Origin of the sequence: Aquimarina sp. AU119, from assembly GCF_900312735.1 — a bacterium.
GTDB classification, from domain to species: domain Bacteria; phylum Bacteroidota; class Bacteroidia; order Flavobacteriales; family Flavobacteriaceae; genus Aquimarina; species Aquimarina algiphila.
On the sequence record NZ_OMPF01000036.1, the window covers coordinates 126928 to 148582 of the forward strand.

At 32.7% G+C, this 21655-nt stretch carries 16 protein-coding genes; 10 read left to right on the forward strand and 6 right to left on the reverse strand.

The window, feature by feature from the left end:
* Nucleotides 1-5 precede the first annotated feature (5 nt).
* From DK442_RS26605 to DK442_RS26615, 3 genes are all read left to right on the forward strand, one after another.
* Complete coding sequence (locus tag DK442_RS26605; protein ID WP_109438961.1) at nucleotides 6-1577, forward strand: hypothetical protein; 1572 nt, start codon at nucleotides 6-8, stop codon at nucleotides 1575-1577.
* Between the two features lie 59 nt (nucleotides 1578-1636).
* The gene (locus tag DK442_RS26610) at nucleotides 1637-3232 is read left to right on the forward strand and encodes a sodium:solute symporter (RefSeq protein ID WP_109438962.1); all 1596 of its coding nucleotides are present in this window, start codon (nucleotides 1637-1639) and stop codon (nucleotides 3230-3232) included.
* 113 nt (nucleotides 3233-3345) lie between these two features.
* Complete coding sequence (locus tag DK442_RS26615; protein ID WP_109438963.1) at nucleotides 3346-5220, forward strand: T9SS type A sorting domain-containing protein; 1875 nt, start codon at nucleotides 3346-3348, stop codon at nucleotides 5218-5220.
* A 627-nt stretch (nucleotides 5221-5847) separates the two neighbouring features.
* Here DK442_RS26615 and DK442_RS26620 read toward each other — a convergent pair.
* Complete coding sequence (locus tag DK442_RS26620) at nucleotides 5848-8568, reverse strand: T9SS type A sorting domain-containing protein (protein ID WP_109438964.1); 2721 nt, start codon at nucleotides 8566-8568, stop codon at nucleotides 5848-5850.
* A 387-nt stretch (nucleotides 8569-8955) separates the two neighbouring features.
* Between DK442_RS26620 and DK442_RS26625 the strand changes: the two genes are divergently transcribed.
* Both DK442_RS26625 and DK442_RS26630 read left to right on the forward strand, forming a co-directional pair.
* On the forward strand, nucleotides 8956-9777 hold the full coding sequence (locus DK442_RS26625) for a class I SAM-dependent methyltransferase (protein WP_109438965.1): 822 nt from the start codon (nucleotides 8956-8958) through the stop codon (nucleotides 9775-9777).
* A gap of 342 nt (nucleotides 9778-10119) precedes the next feature.
* Complete coding sequence (locus DK442_RS26630) at nucleotides 10120-11277, forward strand: hypothetical protein (protein WP_109438966.1); 1158 nt, start codon at nucleotides 10120-10122, stop codon at nucleotides 11275-11277.
* 100 nt (nucleotides 11278-11377) lie between these two features.
* Here DK442_RS26630 and DK442_RS26635 read toward each other — a convergent pair whose 3' ends face one another.
* Nucleotides 11378-13219, reverse strand: coding sequence for a SulP family inorganic anion transporter (locus DK442_RS26635; protein WP_109438967.1), 1842 nt, complete (start codon nucleotides 13217-13219; stop codon nucleotides 11378-11380).
* A 151-nt stretch (nucleotides 13220-13370) separates the two neighbouring features.
* On the opposite strand from DK442_RS26635, the gene DK442_RS26640 reads away from it, so the two are divergent.
* On the forward strand, nucleotides 13371-15116 hold the full coding sequence (locus DK442_RS26640; RefSeq protein ID WP_109438968.1) for a M14 family metallopeptidase: 1746 nt from the start codon (nucleotides 13371-13373) through the stop codon (nucleotides 15114-15116).
* 3 nt (nucleotides 15117-15119) lie between these two features.
* Here the strand turns inward: DK442_RS26640 and DK442_RS26645 are convergent, their stop codons facing one another.
* The 3 genes from DK442_RS26645 to DK442_RS26655 are packed head-to-tail and all read right to left on the reverse strand — an operon-like array spanning nucleotide 15120 to nucleotide 17326.
* Nucleotides 15120-15800 (reverse strand): ATP-binding cassette domain-containing protein, encoded by a 681-nt coding sequence (locus DK442_RS26645; RefSeq protein ID WP_109438969.1) that lies wholly within the window; start codon nucleotides 15798-15800, stop codon nucleotides 15120-15122.
* The gene (locus DK442_RS26650) at nucleotides 15797-16714 is read right to left on the reverse strand and encodes a hypothetical protein (protein WP_109438970.1); all 918 of its coding nucleotides are present in this window, start codon (nucleotides 16712-16714) and stop codon (nucleotides 15797-15799) included. The genes DK442_RS26645 and DK442_RS26650 overlap by 4 nt, the downstream gene beginning before the upstream one ends.
* 3 nt (nucleotides 16715-16717) lie before the next feature.
* Nucleotides 16718-17326 (reverse strand): NUDIX hydrolase, encoded by a 609-nt coding sequence (locus DK442_RS26655; RefSeq protein WP_109438971.1) that lies wholly within the window; start codon nucleotides 17324-17326, stop codon nucleotides 16718-16720.
* Nucleotides 17327-17334: 8 nt separating this feature from the next.
* Between DK442_RS26655 and pyrE the strand changes: the two genes are divergently transcribed.
* Both pyrE and DK442_RS26665 read left to right on the forward strand, forming a co-directional pair.
* Nucleotides 17335-17976 (forward strand): orotate phosphoribosyltransferase, encoded by a 642-nt coding sequence (gene pyrE, locus DK442_RS26660; protein WP_109439048.1) that lies wholly within the window; start codon nucleotides 17335-17337, stop codon nucleotides 17974-17976.
* Nucleotides 17977-17988: 12 nt separating this feature from the next.
* The gene (locus tag DK442_RS26665) at nucleotides 17989-18381 is read left to right on the forward strand and encodes an orotate phosphoribosyltransferase (RefSeq protein WP_109438972.1); all 393 of its coding nucleotides are present in this window, start codon (nucleotides 17989-17991) and stop codon (nucleotides 18379-18381) included.
* Here DK442_RS26665 and DK442_RS26670 read toward each other — a convergent pair whose 3' ends face one another.
* Nucleotides 18382-19113: a biotin--[acetyl-CoA-carboxylase] ligase gene (locus tag DK442_RS26670; protein WP_109438973.1), complete on the reverse strand. Its 732-nt coding sequence runs from the start codon at nucleotides 19111-19113 to the stop codon at nucleotides 18382-18384. It lies immediately after the preceding gene.
* Between the two features lie 90 nt (nucleotides 19114-19203).
* Here DK442_RS26670 and rsfS point away from each other — a divergent pair, with 90 nt between their 5' ends.
* Together rsfS and ftsH are read left to right on the forward strand one after the other, a co-directional pair.
* Nucleotides 19204-19575: a ribosome silencing factor gene (gene rsfS, locus DK442_RS26675; RefSeq protein WP_109438974.1), complete on the forward strand. Its 372-nt coding sequence runs from the start codon at nucleotides 19204-19206 to the stop codon at nucleotides 19573-19575.
* Nucleotides 19576-19588: 13 nt separating this feature from the next.
* Nucleotides 19589-21541 (forward strand): ATP-dependent zinc metalloprotease FtsH, encoded by a 1953-nt coding sequence (ftsH, locus tag DK442_RS26680; protein WP_109438975.1) that lies wholly within the window; start codon nucleotides 19589-19591, stop codon nucleotides 21539-21541.
* The last annotated feature ends 114 nt before the right edge of the window (nucleotides 21542-21655 follow it).

Below are 21655 nucleotides of genomic sequence, written 5' to 3' on the forward strand. Positions count from 1 at the left end.
TTTCAATGAAAAAAGCAGCAATCAAAATCATTCTATTTTGTCTCTTTTTCGGGAATTTTTCCTGTAAAAATGAAATAAAAGAACCAAAACCAGTGGATGCCACCATTTCATTTTTAGAACAAAACACTATAGATTTTCCATTTATTGGACATGGTGTACAATGGTCTGCGTATCCACATGCCGACTCCGAGGACGCAGAATGGGGATTTTTAATGACTGATGAAAAATGGGAAGAGTTATATCGAAGACTAGACTATGTAAATCCACATATTATTAGAGTGATCGATTCTGCTGGTTGGCGCTATTATAAAGGTCTAGATAAAAAAGGAAATCCAATTATAGACTACAATTCACAAGAAGTAGCAACACTATATAAGCTATTGGATTATTGCCAGAAAAATAATATCACTGTATTATTTGGCGAATGGGGAGCTCCTGATTTTGGAAGAGAGGATAAAAACATCCCTTATATTCAATTAGCAAATGATGATCGATGGATTTCGATGATATCAGGTTTTTTACAACATTTAATTATAGATAAGAAATATACTTGTATTACCTACTATAATTTGGTAAATGAGCCAAATGGTTATTGGGCTTCCACAGATGGTGACTGGGATCAATGGAAAAATGGATATCTCAAATTAGCGGCAAAATTTAAAGAAACAGGCTTAGATAAATACGTACAACTTGCAGGTCCGGATGCAGTAGTACAATGGAATCATCCTACTCATCCTAAAAAAGCTATAGATTGGGTATATTCTACTGTTAGCGAACTCGATAGCGTAACTGCTTCTTATGATATTCATATTTATGCTGATCAACATCTGGTAAGAACAGGAAATTTAGAACGATTTTTACTCCCAATGGCAAAAGCAGCTCAAGATCAAAAGAAACCTTTTATTCTTGGAGAATTAGGAATGAAGTATACAGGTGAACTAAAAGAAGAAAATACAAAAAGAGGGCAAGCCGATCCATACGCCGGTGCAGATGACTCTAGCATGTTTGTCTATGATTATTTTTATGGAGTAGATATGGCTGATGCAACTGTACAAAGTATGTTAGCCGGTTTTGGTAGTGCAATTGCATGGGATCTCGATGATGCCATGCATACCGTTGGAGATTTAGGAGATAAAACTCAATTAAAAAAATGGGGAATGTGGAATATTTTAGGAAAAGAGCTAACGGGTGATATCAAAGAGTTAACTCCCAGGCCTTGGTCCTATACCTGGACATTACTTTGTAATTTATTACCTCCTGGATCAAGTATTATAAAAGGCACTGATTTACCAGAAGATGACAAAATAAGATATGTCGCAGCAAAACATGAGGATAATTTTACAGCAATTGTTGTAAATCAATCCAAAGAAGAAAAAAAATATTATCTAAAAACCGATATTTCTATTGCTGAAAAAACAGTATTTCTATATGAATATTCAGAAAATAACAGACCTGTAAATGCTTCAGGATTTCCCACTATGACAAAGGTACTAACAGATAAAATAGATGACCAAGGTGTTTACATTGAAGTAAAGCCTAATAGTGTCGTATTTGTAAGCACTATAGTTGTAAAGTAGTGAATATTATACCCAATGTAAAATCTTCTAAGAATTCAATTACAATATTAAAGTAAATTATGGGATACAATTTAGAATTAATAGATATTTTAGTTTTAGTCATATACTTCATTTTTGTAGTGTGGTTTGGTTTAAGGTATTCTAAAAAAGGTAGCTCTTCTACAGATAATTATTTTCTTGCTGGACGAAATATGACATGGCCCATTATTGGTTTCTCTTTATTTGCTGCTAGTATTTCCAGTACCACATTAATTGGTAAAAGTGGAGATGCCTATTCAACAGGAATTGCTGTTTTTAATTATGATTTAATTTCTGTTTTGGTAATGGTCTTTTTTGCCATGTTCTTTTTACCATTTTATATCAAATCAGGAATCTTTACTATTCCAGAATTTTTAGAAAAACGTTTTGATGTTCGGTCTCGGTATTATTTTTCTTTTATAACGCTACTTGGGTCTACTTTCCTTGATGCTGCCGGAGCTTTGTATGCCGCCGCATTGTTAATGAAATTGGTTTTTCCTACTCTAAGTATTATAGAGTTATCTGTAATATTTGCCATTATTGTAGCTGCATATACTATTCCTGGAGGATTATCTGCAGCAATAAGAGTCGACTTGATACAAGGTATTATATTACTAGTGGGTACATTTATTTTGACATTTTTAGTGATGCAAAATGGAGGTATTGATTATCTAAAAGAACTTTTATTGAAAGAAGACTTAATGATGAAACTCATTAGACCAATGAACGATAGTTCTGTACCATGGTTAGGAATGATAGTAGGAATTCCTATTCTAGGATTCTATTTCTGGGGAAACAATCAAGTATTAGTACAAAGAGTACTTACAGCAAAATCAGTAGATCATGGTCGAAAAGGTATTCTTATGGTAGGTTTTTTAACAGTTCTAATCTTATTCGTCATCATTTTTCCTGCTGTCATTGGTAAACATTTATTTCCTGGCTTAGAGAAGAATGATATGATATATCCAAAATTAGTGATAGAAATAATGCCCGTTGGAATCTTAGGGCTTATGTTGGCAGCTATGGTCGCTGCACTTACCTCTTCGTTAAGCGCATTATTGAATTCTGTAGCTACTTTATTTACAATGGATTTTTATGTTAAAGCAAAAAAGAAGACTTCTCAAAAAGAGCAAGTCATTGTAGGTAAAATTGTTTCCATAATAGTCCTAATTCTAGCTTTGGTATGGATACCTTTTCTTGCAAAATTTGATTCTCTATTGAAATACTATCAAGAGATGCTTACGTATATAGCACCGCCAGTGGTAGCTGTATTCTTTTTGGGAATCTTTTGGAAAAGAATAAATAGACATGGAGCCTTTTGGGGACTTATGGGAGGAGCATTAATGGCTATAACAACTGTATTTCTTAAAATAGTTTTTAATTATGAACTACTTGGAGATTTTCATTTTCTTTTAAAAGTTCCTTTTTATTTTATAGGTAGCAGCTTGATTATTATTATAGTGAGTTTATTGAGTACGCCTGATGATTCAGAAAAGATTAAAGATTTTATCTGGACACGAAAAATATATCAGGAAGAGACTGAAGAATTAAAAGGAACACCTTTTTATAAAAATTTTAGATTTTGGTCAATAGTTTTAATCGTCTTCTGTTTTACAGTATTGTTTATGTATCAGTAAAAATGCTATCATTTTAATAAAAAATTCATGATAGTACTACCTATAAGCATAATACAATCACTTTTACCTATAAATAACAATTAGTTTTATACAAAGAATTTAAACCCTAAATTATGAATTATAACATTACTAAAAATCTATTTTTTACTTTGAAAAGCATCCATTTAAGGATGCTAATACTCTTTTTTTTGTCCTTTACAAGTTTTATTATTCAGGCTCAAGATCCGGGAGCACCTACTGGATTATCTATTTCTAATGTAACCTCTACAGGGTTTACTCTTACTTGGGATGCGCAACCTACGGCCACAGGAACTAATATTTTCATTGTAGATCCTGCTGCCAGTAGTGGGGATGTATATATTACAACAGTAGCTGCTGGAGTCAATACTTTTGATTATTCAGGCACTTATGGTTCTATAACCATTCAGGATGGTGTAACTTACCTTGCTAAAATTCAACCTTTATTAGATCCTGATTTTAATAATTATGCTGATACTAGTGTAACTACTGCTGCTCCTACAGCAGACCCGGGAGCTCCAACGGGATTGGCAATTTCCAATATCACTTCTACTGGTTTCACACTTACCTGGGATGCAGATCCTAATGCAACTGGAGGAACTAATATTTTTATTGTTGACCCTGCAGCTAGTAGTGGAGATGTTTATGTCACCACAGTAGCAGCTGGAGTTAATACTTTTGATTATTCAGGTACTTATGGCTCTGTTAACATTCAGGATGGGGTGACTTATATTGCAAAAATACAAGCATTACCCGATGCTGATTTTAATGCTTATGCAGATGTATCTGTAACTACTGGCGGAACTCCTCCTCCTGTTGATCCAGGAACTCCCACTGGATTAACCATTTCTAATGTGACAGCTACTGGTTTCACACTTACCTGGGATGCAGACCCTTTAGCCATCAATGGAACTAATATATTTATTGTAGACCCAGCAGCTAGTAGTGGGGATATTTATATTACAACCGTAGCAGCTGGAGTTAACACTTTTGATTATTCTGGTACTTATGGCTCAGTCACAATACAAGATGGAATGACATATCTTGCCAAAATACAAGCATTACCAGATGCCGATTTTAATGCTTATGCAGATATTTCTGTAACTGCAAGTACTCCACCACCACCTGTTATTGAACCAGGAAAACCAACAGGTTTATCCATTTCTAATATCACTTCTTCTGGTTTTACACTTACCTGGGATACAGACCCTTTAGCCACAAATGGTACGAATATTTTTATTGCAGATCCAGTAGCTGGTAGTGGAGATGTATTTATCACAACTGTAGCAGCCGGAATTAACACTTTTGATTATACTGGTACTTATGGATCTATAACCATTCAGAATGGAGTAACTTACCTTGCTAAAATTCAAGCCTTGCCAGACACGAATAGCAGTGCATTTGCCGACATAGAAATTACTGCTCGTGATATTTCAGACCCAGAAACACCAACAGGATTACAAGTTTCTACTATTACAGCGACAAGTTTTACCATTAGTTGGGATGCAGATGCTAACGCTACCGAAGGATTTAATGTTTTTATTACCGAGCCCGGTGTTAGCAGCCAAGATATATTTGTAGCGAATATTCCTGCTGGTTCAACAAGCTTTGATTTTTCTGGTACATACGAGTCCATTACAATTCAGGATGGAAGAACTTATCTTGCAAAAATACAGGCTTTACCAGATGCTAATAGTAATGCTTTAGGTAGTATTGAAGCTACACTTCCAGAATGCCCTGCTGGTAATACAATGAGCTTATACCCTATTCCTGCAACAGATATTGTAAATGTTTTAAACCATGGTTCTTCTGTTATCAAAAAAATGACGTTGACTAATACTAATGGTGAAATAATAAAGATATCAAATGATGCGCAACTAAATATTAATGATGTTGTATCTGGATACTATTTTGTTATCATTGAGGATCAAAACAGAAATAAAACCGTAAGAAAAGTAGTAAAACAATAATAGTTATTATCTACTTTTATTTGTTAGAGTGTCAATTTTTAGCAGAATGTAGTCATTTTTACAACTAAGATAAAGTTATTTTTACGGCGAAAAATCACCTCTAAAATTGAGGTATTTAGAACACTAAAAATCTTTTTTTGTCTTAAAACCTGTGCCTCTTGGCATTCTGTATCAGCAGCATCCCTACTTATGTTCAGGATCCAGGGGCACCATTTAGAATTAATAAAAAAGATTACATTATCAATTAAATAGAACAGATTAAATTGTCAAAATGTGAAGCCTTACTAGAGAAGTAAGGCTTTTTTTTATGTTTAATTCGTTAAAACATGAAACTATTTTTAGTTCTTAGAGTGTCTATTTTTAGCAGAATTTAGTCATTCTCACATTGACATTAAGTTTAATTTTACCCAAGAAGATGAATTCTCGATTTAGGAATTTTAGAATTAAACATCTTCGCCCCAAAAATTAAGTGCTTCTGGCTACCTTTTCTTCCCCCCTTAAATTTATTTTCCAATTTATAGGTTTGTTTCAGAGGCACTATCTGGGGTTAATATCTCAGTTTATATATTATCATCAAAAAAGCTACCTTGAGTTAACAGGTAGCCTTATTGATTGGCTGATAATTACTTATTTTTTAATCAACTTAATCATTGGTGCATTATCTACAGAAATAAAATACATACCTCTGCTTAAACCTGTGACATCTATTATATTATCAATAGCATTCGAATTTATCTTTTTTGATATTATTTCTTTTCCACTGAGGTTTAAAATACGCACATGAGCATCCTCGCTTAAGTTATAAATTGTAAATTTATCAGCAACTGGATTAGGCGCTATTAATAGATTTTGTTTATTAAAATGTAAGGACCGGTTTACTTTTTTATTTTCTGTTACCGTTACATTATTAATCTGGTCTGCATCTATCGCTTCTTGCCAATTTGTACCTAAAGGTCGTATATGCGTTTTAAATATATACCCAGATCCTGGTACTGGTGGTGAAGCTAAATTAACTGTGATTGATTTTACCCCTCTTCCCATAGGAACTATCCCTTTTTGCTGTCCCATCCAATTAGTAGACGACCAAAATTCTACTACTATTTCTCGATCTGTTGATGCCTCATAATCCAAATTAAAAGTATAAGAAGTAGTTGATGGAATTGCGGTTGGTGCATCCTTAAACGATACAAGGTCATCATACTCTATTACCTCCGAAATTATTATGTTATCTATTTGAGCCGTATCTAAAACTTTTTCCCCATTTGACCCAATCGGTCGTATATATGCTTTTAAAGAATATTGATCCCCTGGGACAGTAGGAGATTTTAATCTTAACATAATGGATTTTGATCCAAAACCAGCGGGAACAATTAACCGTTTACTGCTCGCCAATTGACCTTTTGGAGACCAAAATTCTGCTACAATCTCTCTATCTACTGTTGCTTCATACTTAACATTTATACTGTATCTATCGGCTATTGGAAGTGTTTTAATAATTTCAGGGAAAATAATAGAATCCTCACCCCCCACTACATCTTTATCGTACTTTTCAACTTCTAAAATCATAGAACTTACTCTTCCCCCACTATCAGGAAAGTTTACTGTAATTGTATTATCAACTTTTAATAATCCCATTGGAAAAGGGACATCTATTGTCCCAAAAAAATCATCTCTGTTTTTTTGGTCATACCCCTTCCAATTCGAAGGCACATGTACTTCTATACCATTTATTTTTACTATTGGAGATTTAGACTTATTATGTTTTCTTCCGATTGCCATTTTTAACGTAGCATAGCCGCTCCCAATATTCACGCCATTGTAAGCAAAAGAAATTTCTGTATTTGCTTCAATTTTCTGTAGGTGTTTGTCTGAGTAGTAGTTTGTACTTCTAATTGCATTTGAAAATACTAATGTAGTACCAAATGTATATTCTAAAACAACGGTTTCATTAGGAATTAACACTATAGTATTAGGTATTTTTTCAATTTCAATATCTGTATATACTGGATTGGCATTGTCGTAAATCTTTAAACTTTTAACTCTTACCTTTTCTACACCTTGTAAATCAGAAATCATATTTAATGTAATGCTTTGTGCCGTATCATCCAGGTTATTTAATGCTACATAAACCTTATTATTTTTAGTAAAACCATGAATTTGAACATCGGGATTACTACTATTTACGTGGATTCTTTTTCCTTCTACATCAGACCATAATTTATAAAAATCTATTTTGGATGTATAACTCCAATCTGCTAAGATTGGTCTATTAGGGTTATCTGTAGGTATTATAGTCAATGGTCTCCATAGCGCCGGAACGTAAGTTTGATAATTGTTTGAAGCATTTATGTACCACGTAGCTTTACCTGTAATAAAAGGGATTGAAATTGCCATTCTATCTTCTCTATCTAATAGGTTAAACAAAATTGAGTTAATCGATTTTAGTGTCAGTGCACTTTTAATATCGCTATATCCCGCAGGATATCCTCTTTCTATCCCACCATACTCAGTAATGGCATGAGGTTTTACTACACCCCATTTGGTATAACTATAGGTCTCAATAAGATCTAAAATCGCTTCTGAATTACTTCCAGATCGTTTATTATCTTGTCCTGTAACATTAATCCCATCATAAAGATGAGTAGCAAAGGCGTCCATATGTTCTCCTGCAACATCCATAAACATTTTCATACGTGTATCCCAATGACCAAAATCCCAAAGCTCCATTGATGGCCAGGCACTAGAGTAACCAATTACCTTCATTTTTGCCAGCTCTGGTGTTTCATCAAACTTCTTACCAATAGCACCAAACCATTCTGCCATTCGAACTCTCATTTTTTGACCATCTGGTTGTTGTTCTGCAAATACAGCATCTCCAGAATGCACAAAAGGCTCGTTCATAGGTTCAAAAAACTCTGGTCGGCCGGTATCATTTACATGATTTTTATAATATTCTGCAGCCCAAGCTGCTCCAACCTCCTTACTTAAATTATACCGCACCACATTTCTAGGATGTTCGGTAGCTATAAAACGAGTAACATTACGTGTTGTAGTATCATCAGAATTGTTATAAGAAGGATACTCCCCTACAACTCCGGTTTTACTTTTTGCATATGAGAATGCTCCCCAAAATCCTCTGCCGGGTGTTACATTAAAATCTGTATAAAGTTTTTTGTGATCAGTATCATTTGAATTACTATGAATGGTAAAATATTTGGTTCTATCAAGTTCTGATATTTCTCCTAAATATCGTTCTGTAGATATATCAACATCTACTTTCGTCTGTGCAACGACGTGCTGTAATGACAAGATTGCCATTACCCACAGGGTAATGTTTAGAGTTTTCATGTTTTTGTGTTTAAATTTTGTTACTGGTTAATAAATATTATGATATGAATAGTTTTATCTAGAAATGAAGAAACCTGTTACAAGTTTCAAACTAGACAAAATGCCTTATTTTCAATTAGATATTATAATTTAGCATTATCACAAAGTAACTATGACACGTTTTTTTTAAAGAGACTATCAAAAAAACATCAACATGCAGTTTAGGAAACATAATTCCCCAAATTAAAAAGAAGAAAAAATAAACTGCTTAAAAGATTTGAAACAGCGCTTCTCTTTTTAAATGTCAATTTTACATTTAAAAATAATGAATATATTAACATTATGTATAAATTTTAACTAAATAAATACGGGTTTTTAACCTAAATCAGCAAAAACCAGAATATCACTATGCAAATCCATGAAACCGCTTTTGTAGTATCCACCTATCGATCTTATTTTGAAGAAATCAGCAAAGATATTTATGCCAAATTATGGAATAATGAAGCAACTGATGCTTTGATACCCAATATTTTGGAAAGTATTTCTAAAGATGAAGCAATTTTACATAGTCTTAGAAATCGTTTTTTCTATGAACGAATGATATCTTTCTTTACTGAAAATAATGGGGGTACTCTTATCAATTTTGGATCTGGATTCAGTATGTATCAATTTTTGATAAATGATAATGTAAGCACTATAGAAATAGATCAAAAAGATATCATCGAATATAAAAAAGAAAGAATTGATGATTGGATTAATCAAGGTAAACTTCCTCGAAGAGAAATTCGTTATACCGCAATAGACTTCAATCAAAGTGCTGAAGAAGAAATTATTGATACACTTCAGCCTTTAATCAAAAAAAGGCCCGTTTTTATTCTAGTCGAAGGAGTTTTATTTTTTTTAACTTCAAAAACCACTGATAAACTTTTTAGAGTTTTCAATAGACTACAAAATCAAGGAGGTTTAGTAGGTAGTGTAAGTTACCTTCCTGAAGTTAAAGAAACTTCGGTATATAATCGTTTACTTCATTATTTTGACAGTAATAACAACACCAATGATTCATTTAACCATCAGACGATAACAAACTCATTTTACAAAAATATAGAAGGTTACCTTTTGGAAGAGCATATAGACGAATTCGAACTAGCTAAAATTTATGCTCCTGATAACATCATTAAGAGTAAAACTGATATTCTTAATGAGAATATGTATATTTTACGTAAAAGTTAGATGTTGATGTTTTTTTCATTTCTAAAACAAAATTGTATCATTATTTTTTCCAAAATATTCTTATTTCGAATTATTTTTTTGTGTTTCATTGAGAATTGAAAATCGAGTATGTTTTTATGTGGGAAATTTCCCCATACCCGTACAATGTTTTCCGATCTCCCAACAGCTTTATTTGCCTTTAAGCATAAAACTGATCATTGTCTGTAAGAATAATCTTATACGTTGAAAACCAAGCTTATACGTTGATTTTTATTAAACTTTTTGGTGACTTCAATAATAAATTCTTGTTAACTTTGCCCAAAAGTAAATTAGTAAAATATAAATTAATCAAAATCACTTATTATGAAACAAAAGTACTTATTGGGGTATTCTTTTATTGCTTTATTTTTAATTTTTGCTTCTTGTAGCAAAGATGAAAATGAAATCGTTGAAAATGGAATTGTGGAATCTGAAAAAGTTACATTAGAGCCTGATTTTATTGAAAATGATGGATCAGAAGGAATAGAAGATGAAGTACAATTAGAAGAAGAGGAAGCACCTTCTTTAACAGAAAATAACTCAAAAACTTACGGTCACCGTAGATATAAATTACTTACTCCGTCAGATGTAACTCCTGCAGATTTAGAAGCATGTGGTCAAACGACAACTATGCCATTATTGGTAGGGTCTAGAAAAATAGAAGTTGGTAACGTTAACGTATCTAATGATGAGGAAAATTTATACTTAACCTTTAAGGCTAATAGCAATTACCTTATGAAAAAAGTATATCTATATATTGGGGCAAAACAAAATATTCCTTTTTATTCTAATGGTTTTCCTAACCTACGTAAATTTAACTACAAAGCTTTTCCATACTATTTTGGGGGGATGAAAGAAGCTACTTATGTTATTCCATTATCTTCAATAGAATTAGATTGCTTCGAGATAGTAGCCTATTCTAAAATATACAGTAAGAAAAGTAATTGTTTCTATACTTCGTTTGCTTATGACCAAACTTTAGATCAAGAATATACTTATTATAATCATTACTATGGTTGTGTTTACTATGGTGATTGGATAAGATCATTTGAGTATTGCAAGCAAACATGTAAAGCTGATTGTACAGAAGTTTATGGATATCATGAAGATTGCGGAATCTGTGAAAATGGTAATCTTAATACATTCTTTGCATATTCTTTCCTTGATCGTAGAGGTGAAGCTGGTGTTGATGTAGAATTAATCACAAGTCCTGAGGGATGTGATATTACCAATAGTGAAGAAGTTGGACATATCAATATTTCTTCTATCAGTGAAACTAAGTTAAAAATAGAGTATCAACTAAGTACTGGGTATGAAATGTGTGAGTTAAGTTTTAGTTATGGTATTTCTAGATTTAATACTCCTAATAACTATTCTCAGCAATTTGACACTCCTACAACTTCTTATAGTTTTGAAATAGATAAGCTTACAGGAGCTAACATTTATTTAGATAGTAAGGCTCAAATTACTACTAGTAATTAATCAGTGTAATAAGTTTTCCTAATTATAAGGAACTTACAATAAAAAAACCGGGATAAGATTTAAAATCTTATCCCGGTTTTTTATTAAATCACTTTTTGTTTTATTTCATAGCTTTTGCCATAACATGATATCTTGGATCGTCAATATCATGCTCTATAACACTAGCCAATCTGGGAGAAGCTTTAATCATAAGCGCTTGGCACTCTTCGCTAAGGTGCTTAATTTTAACCCTCTTACCAGCTTCTTCATATTTTCCTACAAGATTAAAAATAGCTTCTAATGCTGAGTGATCGCTAACTCGTGATTCTATAAAATCAATTTCTATATACTCAGGATCATTAGCTACATCAAACTTATTATTAAATGCTTGTATACTACCAAAGAAAAGAGGGCCCCATATTTCATAGATTTTGGTTCCATCTTCTCGAACATGTTTTCTAGCTCTAATTCGCCTTGCGTTTTCCCAGGCAAATACTAAGGCAGACATAATTACTCCAGCAATTACAGCAACTGCCAGGTCAAAGAAAACCGTTAGTGAAGAAACTGCTATTAACACAATGGCATCTGCCAAAGGAATCTTATTTAGAATTCTAAAACTAGACCAAGCAAATGTACCTATTACTACCATAAACATTACACCAACTAAAGCAGCAATAGGAACTTGTTCTATAAGTCCTGAAGCAAATAATATAAATAATAACAATGTCACAGCTGCAACAATTCCAGAAAGCCTTGTTCGACCACCACCTTTAATATTAATAATGGATTGACCAATCATTGCACAACCACCCATTCCACCAAAAAGTCCAGTTATGATATTCGCACCTCCTTGAGCTAAACACTCTCTATTAGAATTACCACGAGTCTCGGTCAATTCATCGATAAGATTTAATGTCATTAAAGATTCTATTAATCCAATGGCCGCAAGAATCAAAGCATAAGGACCAATAAATTTAAAAGTCTCCCAGTTCATAGGTATTTTACTAAAAATATCGAACTGGAACTTTGGTAATCCTCCTTTTAAACCTTCTCCTCCACCATCTCTAATAAAACTACCTACGGTAGCGACATCAAGTTTTCCCAGAATTACAATTGCAGATACCACTAAAATAGCAAGCAGGGCTTCTGGAAGTTTATTCGTTAATTTTGGCAATCCCCACATGATTAACATGGTGAGCAACACCAAACCTAACATTAATAACAATTCATTTGTTGGTATCCAAGACTTTACCTTACCTTTTTTATTAATGCTATATATAGCATTGTCTTCAAAATTAAAAGTAACTTCTTTTGTAATTAAATCAAAAACCTGCCCTTCATACACCATGTATTTTCCTTCATTAGAATTGATTTCTTCTAATCGATTACTATCAAAATTGAATACTGCTCTATCTGTAGTCACATCATAGACCTTGTTATCGTCTCTAATTTCAAATTTTTTCTCTACCGATTCGGTTTTATATTTATCATTCCCAAAAACGTCTTTCTCACCTTCTTTAAACATCCCTAATTGAGAAAGGAAAATCACGATTGCCAGACCATTTACAAATCCCATCATTACGGGATGCGGAATCAAACGTACAAACTTACCTAGCTTAAAAACACCAGCTAGCATTTGTATTACTCCCATAAGAATTACAGTTGCAAATAAATAATATAACCCTAGTTCTTCTCCTGGATCACCCATAGCGTTTCCTTCTGCTACCAAGCTTACCATTACTACTGCTAATGCTCCAGTAGCTCCAGAAATCATCCCTGGACGTCCTCCAAAAATAGATGTTATAAATCCAATCATAAATGCAGCATATAACCCTACTAATGGATCAACACCAGCTACAAAGGCAAAAGCAACCGCTTCCGGAACTAAAGCTAAAGCAACTGTTAATCCCGATAAAATATCATTTTTGGCATTAGCCACTCTTTTTCTAACAAACTCAGTCATAGTTATGGTATTTCAGGCTGCAAAAATACAGTTATTTTGTGGCTTCACAAGTAAAATAGAATTCTATTACAATCACTAAATCTAACTAAAACGTTATAGAAGATTATAAAATTCGAAATCTTAGTATATTTGATCTTTACACACATCATATATGCAAAAAATTACTTTTATTCTAGGTTTCTTAGCTATCATTTCATGTACCCATAAAGAGAAATCTGATACCAAAGATTTCAATTTCACAACTACTTTTGAGAAAAGTAACGGGAACAAAACTGCCACATATCCGGAGGTTATAACATACTATCAGCATTTAGCAGACACATATTCTTCTGTTAATATCGAGGAAATCGGAATGACCGACAGCGGAAATCCTTTGCATATAATTACACTAAATCCTGATACTACTTTCGATTTTAACGAGATTCGAAAAGCCAAACGAATTATACTTATTAATAACGGAATTCATCCTGGTGAAAGTGATGGTATAGATGCTACTATGTTATTGTATAGAGATATTGCTGAAGGTAAAATTAAACCTCCGGCAAATACCGTATTAGTAACAATTCCAGTATATAATATTGGAGGAGCCTTAAATCGAAACTCTGGAACACGAACGAATCAAAATGGCCCTGAAGCTTATGGTTTTAGAGGAAATGCACGTAATTATGATCTAAATCGTGATTTTATAAAGAATGACACAAAAAATGCCCGTGCTTTTGCAGAAGTATTTCATGCAGTACAACCAGACGTTTTTATAGATAATCATGTGAGTAATGGGGCTGATTACCAATATACTCTTACTCACCTTTTTACTCAACATAATAAGCTGGGTAATGAATTAGGCGATTACTTACATCAAGAAATGCACCCACAATTAGAATCTTTACTAAAAAAGAAAAACTGGGATATCACGCCCTATGTAAATGTTTGGGGAACTACACCTGACAAAGGCTGGACTCAATTTCTTGACTCTCCAAGATATTCTACTGGATACACAACACTTTGGAATACTCTGGGAATGATGGTAGAAACTCACATGCTAAAATCTTATAAAAAAAGAGTTGAAGGAACATATGAGCTTATGAAATCGATGATTGAAATCACCGAGAGAGACGGAAGTAAAATTCGTTCTTTACGAGAGACAACCTTCAATAAACAAACCAAACAAAAAGAATACCCTGTGAATTGGAAAGTAGATACTACACAAATCACAAAATTTAATTTTAAAGGATATGAAGGCGAATTTGTTCCTAGCAAAGTTACAGGAGCAAAACGATTAAAATATGATCAAAATAAACCATATCAAAGAGAAGTTAGCTATCAGAATTATTTTAAAGCCATCACATCAATCAAAGTCCCTAACGCTTATGTAATACCAAAAGGATGGTGGAAAGTGGTTGATTTATTAAAATTAAATCAAATTGAATTTGAGGTGCTGAAAAAAGATTCAATCATTGCAGTAGAAACCTATTTTATTAAGGATTATAAAACTCGAAAAGCTCCTTATGAAGGGCATTATCTTCATTATCAAACTTCAGTAAATAAAAAATTAGAATCCATAACCTTTGCTAAAGGAGATATTATAATCCCAACAAACCAAAAAGGATTTAGGTATATTATAGAAACTCTAGAACCTGAAGCTCCTGACTCATTCTTTAATTGGAATTTCTTCGATACCATTCTGCAACAAAAAGAAGGATTCTCACCTTATGTTTGGGAAGACAAAGCTTTTGAAATATTAGAAAAAGACGAAAATTTAAAAATAGCATTTGAAGAAAAGAAAAAAGATACTGCTTTTGCTAATAATTGGTATGCACAACTGGACTGGATACACAAACATTCTAATCATTATGAAAAGGCACACTTACGGTATCCTATTTACAGGATTTTAAAATAAATCCTACTCTAAATTTAATCTATCAATTCTAGCTTCAATACCAGAAGCTTGCATTTCTTTTTCTATGCTATCAAAGTTAGTTTTATCAACGCTTCTCTCTATACTTCCTTTTTTTAGGTAATGTAAATAATCACAGGTTTGGTGTAATGTCGAAAAAATGTGAGAAGAAAGTATAATAATTTTATCTAGTTCTTTTAACTTAGACAATACTTGATTGATTATAATATTACTATGAATATCAACTCCATTAAATGGCTCATCGAGAATAAAAACATCATTATTCTGAAGTAGAATTGCTGTAAGAGCCAGTTTCTTTTTCATTCCTGTTGAGTAAGTCTCTGCATATTTATCAAGTGGTAAATCAAAAATGTTTTTTTCTTTAAAATCTCCTATCTTGATTTTCCTGGCATTACACAACAGCTGTAAATATTCTTTCCCGGTGATCTTAGAAAAAAAATAAGGATTAGTTGGCAAAAAGCCAATCGAATTTTTTATTTCACCTTTGTCATATTCAATTTTTCCTTTAAAGCTTTCCATTCCCGAAATACAGCGAAATAACGTTGTTTTTCCCGCTCCATTTTCTCCAACAATACCGTGAATCTCTCCTTTTTTAAAAGATAGACATATGTCATTAAGTACATGGTGATTATTGTACGCTTTATATAAAGAATCAATAGATATCATTTCAAAAGGGAATTTAAATTACGTTGCGCTTTAAAATAGAAATACGGAATAACTATCAACATAGCAGGCGGAAACAAAATACACAATACTCCTATTATCCCCTGAAACATTCCAACACCGTCTCTAAGAAAAGCATATTTTATTACTATATACATAATCATGTATAACAATCCCAAAAACGAAAAGATTAAGGCGATATGCATTTGATCTATATAAGATATTGATAAAATCAAAAAAATCGGAAAAGTCAATACAATACTATACTTAGATGCTATACTTATTTTATGTTTTAAAAATCCTTGTGGGTTCATATCATGAATCCAAATATAAAACTGAGGATCAGGTTTTGAATAATACATAGAGCATATAAAGAAAATAGATAGTATCGAAAAGATGCCTAAATTAAAATTATTAACGTTGATAGAAATAATAGCAATGCCATAGGACAATAAAAACATCCAGAATGTTTTGCGAAATCCAATAACAAACTCAAATGGCCATCTAAAAAACGGTGTAGGCAGGGTTAAATTAAATTTACCTGGCTTTTTTATAAAGGAAATGAAAATAGTCATTCCAAAAACTATCAAAGCCTCTTCATAGTACATTCGGAATACCAAAAACAAAATAAATGGTATTGCTAACAGTATATGATTTATTACCACAATACTTTTAAAATCAGTCAATAAAAAATGTTGCTTGATAAGTTCATCATGCTTTGGGTAACGTATTATAAAAACTGTCACTATCCCTATTAACATATAAAAGTAATTTGGATACATTACTTTATCAAAAAAACTTGTAGACCCCCAATAAAACAAACCAGGGATGATTAGATATGCTATAAGTGGCTCTATTCCAAAATCTTTTAGATGACGATTAAGCCGTTTAAAAAGTAAAATAAAATAGAGTTTCATTAATCAGGATAAATAATCATGAGAAAATAATTGTTTGATGTTCGCATAGGAATCCAATAAAGCTTTTCTCGCTTTTTTTCTATCCTTCCATTTCACTTTAGTAATTCCTTCATCTTTTTGTGGGATAAGTTCCCCATCATATCCTGTTTTCATTTCAAACCAATACGTAACCTTCAACCTAAACTCTCCACTTCTTTTAAAAACGTGATAGCTTCGATATAAAAATTTAGTAATTTCTAATCCAGACACTCCTGTTTCTTCTTCTACCTCACGTATTGCAGCAGTTTCCATATCTTCATTCTTTTCGGCCTTACCTTTAGGCAAATCCCATTTTCCATTACGACGAATGAACAAAATTTCCTTATCAGTGTTATAAACCTTTCCCCCTCCCGCAACAACAACGGGTAATTTGGTATATAAATGCTCTATAAGTTTATCTTCTCTTTTATGATACAGGTGATACTTTGCCCCTTCGTTTGTAGTTTCTTTTTTTAAAATATCTCTTATAATTGTTGGAAAGTCAGCCTCTTTGATTGGGATCATTTTATAATCCTCTATAGACTTTTTTGTAGATAGAATAATAGGTGTATTATTCACAAAAACTTTATACATTTGCAACTATGATTTTTGATAAAGATACAGCAAAAAAAACTGCTGAATTACTACTGCAAATTAATGCAATTAAATTAAATCCGCAAGACCCGTTTACCTGGGCTTCTGGATGGAAATCTCCGATCTATTGTGACAATAGAGTTACGCTTTCATATCCTGAAATTCGTAATTACCTAAGAGAAAACCTCGCTCGATTCATTGAGCAAGAATATGGCAAACCTGATGTAATTGCCGGAGTGGCAACGGGAGCTATTGGAATCGGAATGTTAGTAGCACAACAACTTGATCTTCCTTTTATCTATGTACGCCCGGAAGCAAAAAAGCATGGAAGAAAAAATCAAATCGAAGGTATTATCCCTACCAATAAAAATGTTGTAGTTGTTGAAGATTTAATTAGTACAGGAAAAAGTAGTTTAAATGCAGTAAAAGCACTTAAAGAAGTTAATGCTAATGTAAAAGGAATGGTTGCTATTTTCAATTACGGTTTTGATATTGCCGTAGAAAACTTTAAAGAAGCCGCATTATCCTTACACACACTAAGCAATTATGACAACCTGCTAGAACAAGCGTTGGACACCAATTACATAACAAAACAACAACAACAAACATTACAAAGCTGGAGAACTAATCCTTCAGAGTGGAACATATAATAATTTAATGCTATGAACTTAGAAAGCCCTACGGTAACTGTAAATAAATCTGCAGAAGATGTATTCGAATTTTTGACCAAAGTGGAGAATTTTGAACAGTTAATGCCAGAAAGCAAACAAAAATTTGAAAAAATAAGTGATTCTCGATTTCTTTTTCAATTAAAAGGAATGCCCGAGTTAGTCTTAGATCAAAAAGAAAATACAAGTCCTAGCAAAGTTGTTTTAGGAGCTGCAAGTGATAAACTTCCTTTCACCTTAACAGCAGATATTATTGATTCTGGAGATGGAAAAAGTACAACCAAGCTAACTTTTGATGGGCAATTTAATGCAATGATGTCGATGATGATCAAAAACCCTATTCAAAATTTCATCAATACCCTTAGCGAAAATATAGGAAAACTATAATTAATACAATAATTTAATTTCTTTCAGGTCAAAATCAGAGATGACTTCATCTTCTAATAGAACTTGTAGTTTTCCCTCTTTGGTAATACTCTGAATGATTCCAACAAAAGATTCTCCCTTTACATCCAAAAATGTAGAGGGTTTATTTTTTCTAAACAACAATCCCTCATACTCCTTTTTTAATTTTCCAAAATTAGAAACAGATAACATTGAGAATCTCAGTTCTATTTTGGTTAACAATGAATTTAGAACTTCCTCCACATCATAACTTTGTCCCATTCTCATTTTTAGTGACGTTGCCAGAGGTAGATTATCAAATTTAATTTGATTAATATTAATTCCAACACCAATAATTACTCCCGTTAGACTGCCATTCTTGACTACATTTTCTATCAAAATACCACATATTTTTTGTTTATCTGACAGAATGTCGTTAGGCCATTTTATAGATAATTTTGGGATCATAAACTCTTTTAATGTATCATAAACTGCCAAGGACACAGCAATAGAAATATGAAACTGATCCATTAACTCTATTCCTTTAACCTGCATAAACACACTACATGTGAGGTTTTCTCCCGGGTTGCTTTGCCAAGTTGTACCCATTTGACCTTTACCAGTAAGTTGTTTTCTGGCAATAACACAAACAGAGTCGGTTAATTGTTTTTCACGATTAAGATCTCTAAGAAAAATATTTGTGGAATCAATGGCATCAACTTTGATTATATGCATACAATAAGGTGTAAAAGTTTTGCAAATGTCTAACTAATACAGACATTAAAATCATAAAAAGTAATAACTTTACACAAATTAAAAAAATGCATGACTAAAAAAGAAATCGGTAACGATCAATTAATTGCTCAAATATTAAAAGGTATTGAAGAAGTAAAAGGTAATGATATTAATATTTTAGATCTTAGAGATATCGAAAATACAGTCTGTAATTACTTTGTCATCTGCAATGGAACCTCCAATACTCAGGTAAACGCGATTGTTAATTCCATCCAAAAAACAGTTAGCAAAGAACTTAAAGATAAGCCTTGGCATGTAGAAGGCAGTGAAAATGCAGAATGGGTATTAATTGATTATGTAAATGTAGTGGTTCATGTTTTCCAGAAACATATAAGAGAATTCTATGATATAGAAGGACTCTGGGGAGATGCAAAAACTACAATTATCCAAACAAATTATTAAAAGAAAACCGTAAATGGCCAAAGACAATAAAAAACCCGAACTTAATAAAAAACCAAAATTTAGCGCATATTGGATTTATGCTATAATCATTGTTGGATTTTTAGTATTGAATTTTATGGGAGGAAGTGGATTAGGATCAGCTCCTAGCACATCCCCATCAGAGTTTCAAGATTTTTTGAGTAATGGAGAAGTAGAAAAAGTGGTGATTATAAATCGCCGTAAAGCTCAGGTATTTCTTACCGGAGAAGCTAAATCATTAGATAAGCACATAAAAAATCAGAACAAATCTATTTTACCTGCTAGTCCTAACGATCCAGATTATCAATTTGAATTTGGTGATTTACAGAATTTTGAAAACAAAATTGCTACGATAAAGAAGGAAAATAATTTATCTACACAAGTAAATTACGATACAGAAAGTAATGTATGGGGAGAAATCTTCATTACCTTATTACCTTTTGCGTTAATTATTGGAGTTTGGATATTTATCATGAGAAGAATGAGCGGTGGTTCTGGAGGAGGTGCCGGCGGACAAATTTTTAATATTGGAAAGTCCAAAGCAAAGCTTTTTGATCAAAATACAGAAGTTAAGGTTTCTTTTGAAAACGTAGCTGGATTAGAAGGAGCAAAAGAAGAAGTTCAAGAAATTGTTGATTTCCTTAAAAATCCTGAAAAATACACTTCTTTAGGTGGGAAAATTCCTAAGGGGGCATTATTGGTAGGACCTCCAGGAACAGGTAAAACGCTTTTAGCTAAGGCCGTTGCTGGTGAAGCCAAAGTACCTTTCTTTTCTTTATCAGGATCAGATTTTGTTGAAATGTTTGTAGGTGTCGGAGCTTCTCGTGTACGAGATTTATTTAAGCAGGCAAAAGAAAAGTCTCCAGCCATAATTTTTATTGATGAGATTGATGCTGTAGGTAGAGCCAGAGGAAAAAGTAATTTCTCCGGATCTAATGATGAAAGAGAAAACACACTAAACCAATTATTAACAGAAATGGATGGTTTTGGCACAAACACTAACGTAATTGTGATTGCTGCAACTAACCGAGCTGATGTATTAGATAAAGCATTACTTCGTGCTGGTCGTTTTGATCGCCAGATATATGTCGATCTTCCAGACATCCGTGAGCGTAAAGAAATATTTGATGTTCATTTAAAACCTTTGAAAAAAGTTGAAAATGAATTAGATACTGAATTCATGGCGAAGCAAACTCCTGGTTTCTCTGGTGCTGATATTGCCAATGTATGTAATGAAGCTGCTCTAATAGCTGCCAGAAAAGGCAATAAAGCGGTTGGAAAACAAGATTTCCTTGATGCCGTTGATAGAATTGTAGGCGGACTAGAAAAAAAGAATAAAATCATTACTCCTCAGGAAAAACGAGCTATAGCTTTTCATGAAGCAGGACACGCAACCGTAAGCTGGATGTTAGAACATGCTGCTCCATTAGTAAAAGTGACTATTGTTCCTAGAGGTCAATCTCTTGGTGCCGCATGGTATTTACCAGAAGAGCGTCTAATCGTAAGGCCTAATCAAATGCTTGATGAAATGTGTGCCGCTTTAGGTGGTCGTGCTGCCGAGAAAGTAATATTTGATGAAATCTCTACAGGTGCATTAAGTGATCTTGAAAAGGTCACTAAGCAAGCAAGAGCTATGGTTACAGTTTACGGACTAAATGATAAGGTAGGAAATCTTACATATTATGATTCTTCTGGGCAAAGTGAATACAATTTTACAAAACCGTATAGTGAACAAACCAGTGAGCTAATTGATAAAGAAATCTCGAATATTATCGAAGTTCAATATCAAAGAGCAATTGACTTATTAGAAAAACATAAAGATAAACTTACAGAACTAGCAGAAGTACTTCTTGAAAAAGAAGTTATTTTCAAAGATAACTTAGAAAAAATCTTTGGAGAACGACCTTTTGGTAAAAAAGAGGAGGAAATCATCATAGAACCTTCTTAAATATAATATTTTTTACTTGTAAATTGAAAAATCTTAACCTAACGGAATATTAGGTTAAGATTTTTTTTATCTTTGAATGTAATGTAAAACCGTAATTTCCCAATCCTAATTCAA